Source organism: Pandoraea sp. ISTKB (assembly GCF_001721285.1).
Taxonomy (GTDB): Bacteria; Pseudomonadota; Gammaproteobacteria; order Burkholderiales; family Burkholderiaceae; genus Pandoraea; species Pandoraea capi.
In genome coordinates this window covers 43,251-50,146 of record NZ_MAOS01000052.1, presented here as the reverse complement: position 1 = coordinate 50,146, position 6,896 = coordinate 43,251, and the positions used below count along the sequence as shown (strand labels likewise).

Sequence of the window (6,896 nt, the reverse complement as noted above, 5' to 3'; positions counted from 1 at the left end):
TCTCCTTGATTCGGGGTAGGTCCGGCATCGACGCGAACGGGTTTGCGTGCGATCCGAGCGGGATTCGGTCAGATCGGGCCGTTGGGTTGGCCTCGACTGGTTGCCAGTGTCGTCGTCCGGCGCATGTCGCGGTATCGGATGATCGACCGATGCCCCGCAGGCAATGACCGATCGCGGTGCCAACGACCGCCGCCTGCCTCGTCTTCGTTGAACGCTTCCGACCGTCAGCTAACCCTCCGCTTGCCATCCTCCGCGCCTAACATGCCTCCCAGTTCCGCCGGCCTCACCGACGCGATTCTCGCGCTCGCTTTCATCGGCGATCTCAGCATGGGCCGCTCGACGGACCACTCCCGCCGTGCTGCCTGCCTCGCCGGATGGCTCGCGCAGGCGTGCGGCGCCGACCTCGGCGCGCAGAATCACGCTCGGGCCACCGCTCTGCTGCGCTGGTCAGGCTGCACGGCCAACGCCGGTGGCTTTGCCGAGTTGCTCGGCGACGACGTCGCGGCGCGCGAAGCGATGATGGCGCAGACCCTCCCGCCACTCTCCGCGCAAACCCAATCGCTCATCGTGCCGTTGGCCCTGATTCACTGCGAAGTGTCGGGCGATGTCGCCGCCACGATGGGTATGCCGACGCGCGTAGTCGACGCCTTGCGCAACGTTTTCGAGCGTTTCGACGGCAAAGGCATGCCTGCCGGCCATGCGGGCGATGCGATTCCCGAAACGGTGTTCTTCGTCAATGTCGCGAGCGATCTGGAAATCCTCTCGCGGGCTCACGGACGCGAGAACGCCCTCGCCTTCCTGCGCAGCCAGTCGGACGCCAAGTATCCCGCCCGGCTTGTCGATACCGCGTTGCGCCACGCGGATCATTGGCTGGACGGTCTCGATGCCGTCGATACCCATGACACGCCCTCCGCAGACCTGGACACCCGCACGTGGCAGCTCGCGCAACCCGACGGCCATGCCGATGTTCCGCTGTCCCTGCTGGCTGATGTCACCGAACTGAAGCTGCCGTGGCTCGCCGGGTTCTCGCGTCGCACGGCAGATCTCGCATCGCGCACCGCGCAGAGCCTTTCGCTCGACGCCGATACACAGACCCACCTGCACGCAGCGGCACTCCTGCATGGCATCGGTCGTGCGGCGTTGCCGAACCGGCTCTGGGAGACGGACGGCAAGCTGTCCGCCGATCAGTGGGAGAAGGTCCGTCTCGTGCCGTACTGGAGCGCGCGCGCCGCCAAGCAGATCGAGGGACTGCGCGCGGCAGCAGAGCTTGCATCGTATGCCTATGAGCGGCTCGACGGCAGCGGCTACTTCCGGGGCGTGGCCGGACCCGCGTTAAGCACACCGCAGCGCATTCTCGCCACATCGGTGGCATTCGAGGCGTTGCTGGCGGCGCGTCCGTGGCGTCAAGCCCATGCCTTCGACGAGGCCGTCTCGATCATCGAACGAGACGCTGGCGCCGGGAAGTTCGATCCCGATATCGTGACGGCCATCGTCGCGACGGCCCAGGGACGGACAGTACCCCCACGGACTGCCACCGCGAGCGCTAACCCGTTGCTCTCGCCGCGCGAACTCGACGTGCTGCGTCAAATCAGCGCAGGCTTGAGCAACAAGGAAGCCGCGCGCGCCCTGGCGCTCAGCCCAAGCACGGTGCGCACCCATGTCGAAAGCATCTTCCGCAAACTGGACTGCTCGACGCGCGCCGCCGCCACGCTCAAGGCACTGACGGCGGGCATGCTGTGACGTATCGCGTGATAGCATTCCGGCTTTCGCGGATGCTTTCATCCGCGGTCATTGCCTCGGCCCCCTACCCGGTTTTCCGCTTCGACGCATGTCACTGACCTCCCGCGCACGCCTGACAGCATGGCTCGGCCTCGCCGCCATGTGGCTGGCCGTGTGTATGCCGGTCGTCAGTCAGGTGCTCGCGGCGCATCGGGCGGAACAGGCGAGGTTGCTGGATGTTGCGTTTTGCACCGTCGATGGCGCAGCGCGCACCGTACCGACGCTCGCGGCCACATCGAATCACGTGCATGACGGTGAAGCCTCTGCGTCTCACCTGTCGCATACGTCGCAGATGTCCCACGCCGACCATTCGGCCCATGAGACGCAGGGCGACATCTGCGGCTACTGCTCGTTGCTTGCCAATCATCCGCCGCTGGTCATGCCTGCGCTGACCGGCGCGGTGTCCTTCGCGTGGATTGCCCGCGCCGGACCGGTGGCACGCACGCTGCCGTCCACCCCTCAGTTCGCCTACACGCCGCCTGCGCGCGCGCCGCCCGCCCTTTCCTGATCTCGCGTTCAGTCCGATGCCTCACCGTTGCCACGATTGCCGGTGAAGGCGTCGTTTCCCCTATGCGCTCATTGCCCGCCTGACGCTCGCGTCGGCGAGCCTGCGCACGCCGCCGCCCGACAGCGGCGACACGAGACGGAATCGTCGCACGATGCAGATCCCTTATTCCCACGCGCGTGAAGCGCAACCGGCGTCCGCCGCCGGGCAGTACCGCACGCTCTGGCGCTGGCACTTCTACGCCGGTCTCTTCGTCATGCCGTGGCTGATGGTGCTGGCCGTGACCGGCACCCTGTATGTCTTCCAGCCGCAAATCGAGCCGTGGCTGTACCACGACCGGTTCGTCGTCGCCCCCTCCGACGCGCCGCGCATCGCCCAGCAGACGTTGATGGAGCGCGCGGCAGCTTCCCTGCCCGCCAGGTCGCAAATCAGCTCGGTCGAAGTCAATCGCGATCCGGCGCGCAGCGCGGAATTCATCTTCCGTCTCCCGAACGGTGAGCGCGAGAGCGTCTATCTGAATCCTTACACGGGCGCAGTGCTCGGCACGCTGAGCGTCGAACATCGGCTCATGGCACAGGCACGGGCCCTGCATCGCTCGCTCATGCTGGGCAAGCCGGGTGAGTTGCTCATGGAACTGGCGGGATGCTGGACACTCGTCATGCTCGTCACCGGCCTCGCCCTGTGGTGGCCACGCGCCGGTGCCACGTGGGCGAACGCGGTACGTCCGCGCCTGCAACTGCGAGGACGCCCGCTGCTGCGCAATCTGCACGGCGTGGCAGGCCTGTGGCTCGCGGCTGGGGGACTGGCGTTCGTGCTCTCGGGGCTGCCGTGGTCCGGCTCGTGGGGTGCACAGTTCAAGGTGCTGACGTCCAAGGTCGGCATGGGATCGCCGCCCGGTGTCTGGGGCGAAGCGCCCGTGCGCTCGCAGGTACCCACCCAACCGATGAAGATGGACGATCTGCCCATCGCGCAAATTCCATGGGCCGTTGGCAACACGACCGTGCCGGAATCGGCGCCGCCTGCGGCTCACGATATGGCCGCCATGCCCGGCATGGCGAACATGGACGGCATGCAAGGGATGACGCACACCGGGCATGACGCCCACGGCACGCAAGGTCCGCAAAGCTCGAAAAGCGCACACAGCGCGCAAGGCAATAGCGACGAACATGCGGAACACACTGGTCATGGCGGTGCCGCCCGAGGCGGACTGACGCCGGCTGCGCTGCGCGCACAGGGCGCGCTGCCGATCGACGACGTGATGACGATTGCCTCGCGCCTCGGTGTCGACAGCGGCTACAGCCTCGTCGTGCCGAAGCGTCCGAATGGCGTCTACACCGTGTCGTACTTCCCCGCCGATCCGAAGGCCGAGCGCACGATCCACATCGATCAGTACAGCGGCCGCGTGCTGCGCGATATCGATTACAACGCTTATGGCGCCGTGGCGCAGGCCGTGTCGTACGGCACGGCCCTGCACATGGGCCGTTATTTCGGCTTAGCCAACCAGTGGTTGTGCGCGTTGATTTCGATGGGATTGTTCGCCATGGCGGTGACCGGCGCTGTCATGTGGTGGATGCGACGCCCGGCCCGTTCGCTGGGCGCACCAGCGCGCGCGCAGTCGCGTCCGCCGATGCGCGGCTGGACGTTCGGCATGGTGGCGCTCGGTTGCGTCTTCCCGTTGATGGGCGCGACGATGGCACTTGTCTGGGCTGGGGACCGCGCAGTGTTCGGCCGACGCGCCAACGGGTAACGCAGCGAAGCGTGTGCGTCCGGACGACCAGTCAGTCCGACGCGACCGCTTCCGGCCTCACCCCGACGTACGCCGCGCGCGGGCGGATCAGTTGCGTGCTCTCGCGCTGCTCCCGCGCGTGCGCAATCCAGCCGATGGTGCGCCCCAGCGCGAACAGGCCGAAGGCTGCGCCGAGCGGTAACCCGAGGTGACGACGCAGCGCCACCAGCGCGAAGTCGAGCGACGGCCGCTGTCCGACGAGCGTATCGGCGGCATCGATCATCGTCTGCCAAGTGGGATGCGCGGGCAGCACCCGCGCCAGCATCGCACTCGCCCGCACGTCGCCCGCCGGGTAAAGGTGATGCCCGAAACCGGGAAGCTTCTCCCCGCGTGCGAGACGATCGCGCATGCGGTTCGCCACATCGGTTTCACCGACTTCCGCCCACATCGCTTCGTTACGCGCCGTCGTGCCACCGTGCCGTCCGCCGGTGAGCGCGGACAGGCCGGCAATGATCGCCGCCCGCAGGCTCGCGCCCGTCGATGCGACACAGCGTGCCGTGAAACTCGAGGCGTTCAGTTCGTGATCGGCGCAAAGCACCAGCGCCATGCGGATGAGATCCGCGCCTTCGGCATCTTTCACCCCCCAGGCGTCGGCACACTGTTCGTGGATCGGGGCGCTGCTGGGAAGCGTACCCAGCAGACACGCCGTCATGGCGCGCAGCAACGCCGCACTGCCCTGTGCGACACGTAAGGGGTCGCGCTGCCAGATCGCCGTCGCGGCGTCGTCGCTCACCACGGTAAAGGTGGGGAGCAATGCGACTTCGGCGCGCGTGTCGCGGTAGCGTTCGAGCAGCATCACGGGCCAGTCCCGCGCCATCTGCCGGACACTGTCGCCCGCGTCGACAGCAAACGCCGATGTCTCATCGCATTGCCACAACCACGCCGCCGTCGCTTCGACCGACGCGGTTTCCGCCATCGCCAATGCGTCTCGTCCCCGGTAGTAACAACGACCGTCCTCGATGAGCGTAATGGCCGATTCGAGCACCGGCATTCCCCAGTCGAGCGCCGCTTTCGCCACCTCTTTCGGCTTGCGTCCGCGCGTGCGCTGTGCGGCGAGCCGTTCGACGTCCGCCGCACGATAGCGGCGCTCGCGGTGTGTCTTGCCGGGCTCGGCATGCAGCAGCCCCCGGCTCACATAGGCGTACAGGGTCTGGAGCGAAACGCCGAGACGCTCGGCGGCTTGGGCAGCGGTGAAGTAGTTCATCGTGATCGAGGGAATCCGGTGCGAATGCGATGCCAACAGATTGATTAAGTTAATCAATATTGACAATAAAATCCATGGGCTTAAGCTTCAATGCGCCGGCAGTCTTGCATCGCGACTCATTGCGATGCCACGTATCGAATTGTTCGAGGACTTCCCATGCATCACGAGCTTTCCCCCCGTCACGCTTCCCCCGTTGCGCTGTGCGACGACACGAGCGGTGTCGCCGCCTATTTGCACGAGATGCGCCGTGCCGTCAGCGCGCAGGCGTCTGCCGACGTCAATGTCACGATCAGCGGCCATGGCGCGCTGCCGTGCGTCTTTCCCTATACGGATTTCGCCACGGCAGCCATCGCGACGGCGACCCTCGCCGTGGCCGGACTCACCACCGGCGCTGCGGGCGATTGCGGGTTGCACGCAGGCGTGAGCTTGCCGCAGGTCAACGTCGACCGGCGACTCGCCTCGTTCTGGTTTCAGACATCGTTGCGCGCGCAGGGATGGTCATCGCCCCCAATGTGGGATCCGATCGCAGGCGACTATCCGGCGGCCGACGGCTGGATCCGTCTGCATACCAATGCGCCCCATCACCGTGCGGCTGCGCTGGCCGTGCTCGGTGTGAATGCGCAACGCGACGCCGTCGCCCATGCTGTCGCCAAGTGGACGGCCGACGCACTGGAAGCGGCTGTCGTCGCTCAGGGCGGATGCGCGGCGGCCATGCGCACGCTGACCCAATGGCAAGCGCATCCGCAAGGCATCGCAGTCGCCGCCGAGCCGCTGCTGCACTGGGAGACGTTCGATGCCGGCGGCCGCGCGAGCGACTGGAAGCCGTTGCGGGAACGTCCGCTAAGCGGCGTTCGCGTGCTCGATCTGACCCGTATCCTCGCAGGGCCGACCGCGACGCGCTTTCTGGCAGGGTTCGGCGCACAGGTGTTGCGCATCGACCCGCCCGACTGGGACGAACCCGGCACGGTGCCGGAGGTCGTGCTCGGCAAGCGCTGTGCGCGGCTCGACCTGAAGTCGACCGAAGGACGCGCAACGCTGGAAGCCTTGCTGCGGGACGCCGATATCGTCGTACACGGCTATCGTCCCGACGCGCTGGAAGCGCTCGGCCTCGGCGCCACCCGTCGCCGCGAACTCAATCCGGCACTCATCGACGTCTCACTGGACGCCTATGGCTGGCAAGGACCGTGGCACGCTCGGCGCGGTTTCGACAGTCTCTTGCAGATGAGTTCGGGCATCGCCGACGCCGGCATGCGCGCAGCGGGTACCGACCGGCCCGTGCCGTTGCCCGGACAAGGGATCGACTATGCCACGGGGTATCTGATGGCCGCAGCCGCTGTTCATGGGCTGGCGCTGCGTCAGACACGAGGCGTCGGCGCCACCGTGCGCGCGTCGCTCGCCCGTACCGCGGGCCTGCTCGTGACACAGCGCACACCGGACAACGGCCCGCCCCCGCTGAGTGCCGAAACGTCAGACGATCTTTCGCCGCGCATTGAGGACACCTCGTGGGGACCGGTGCGCCGCATCGCGACACCGATGTCGATTGTCGGCACGCCCGTCGACTGGGCACTGCCCGCGCTGGCGTTGGGCACGGCGACGCCGCGTTGGGCTTGATCGGGGTGACC

At 67.1% G+C, this 6,896-nt stretch carries 5 protein-coding genes; 4 read left to right on the top strand and 1 reads right to left on the bottom strand.

Features of this window, described 5'->3' with window-relative positions; genetic code table 11:
* The first annotated feature begins 261 nt into the window (after positions 1-261).
* From A9762_RS20250 to A9762_RS20240, 3 genes are all read left to right on the top strand, one after another.
* A complete protein-coding gene (locus A9762_RS20250; protein WP_069343807.1) occupies positions 262-1,740 on the top strand; it encodes an HD domain-containing phosphohydrolase in 1,479 nt (492 codons plus the stop codon).
* An 88-nt stretch (positions 1,741-1,828) separates the two neighbouring features.
* A complete protein-coding gene (locus A9762_RS20245) occupies positions 1,829-2,287 on the top strand; it encodes a DUF2946 domain-containing protein (protein ID WP_069343806.1) in 459 nt (152 codons plus the stop codon).
* A gap of 151 nt (positions 2,288-2,438) precedes the next feature.
* The gene (locus A9762_RS20240) at positions 2,439-4,031 is read left to right on the top strand and encodes a PepSY domain-containing protein (RefSeq protein WP_069343805.1); all 1,593 of its coding nucleotides are present in this window, start codon (positions 2,439-2,441) and stop codon (positions 4,029-4,031) included.
* Positions 4,032-4,062: 31 nt separating this feature from the next.
* Here the strand turns inward: A9762_RS20240 and A9762_RS20235 are convergent, their stop codons facing one another.
* Positions 4,063-5,274, bottom strand: coding sequence for a citrate synthase family protein (locus tag A9762_RS20235; RefSeq protein ID WP_069343815.1), 1,212 nt, complete (start codon positions 5,272-5,274; stop codon positions 4,063-4,065).
* A 240-nt stretch (positions 5,275-5,514) separates the two neighbouring features.
* Between A9762_RS20235 and A9762_RS20230 the strand changes: the two genes are divergently transcribed.
* A complete protein-coding gene (locus tag A9762_RS20230; protein ID WP_139133312.1) occupies positions 5,515-6,885 on the top strand; it encodes a CoA transferase in 1,371 nt (456 codons plus the stop codon).
* Positions 6,886-6,896: the final 11 nt, after the last annotated feature.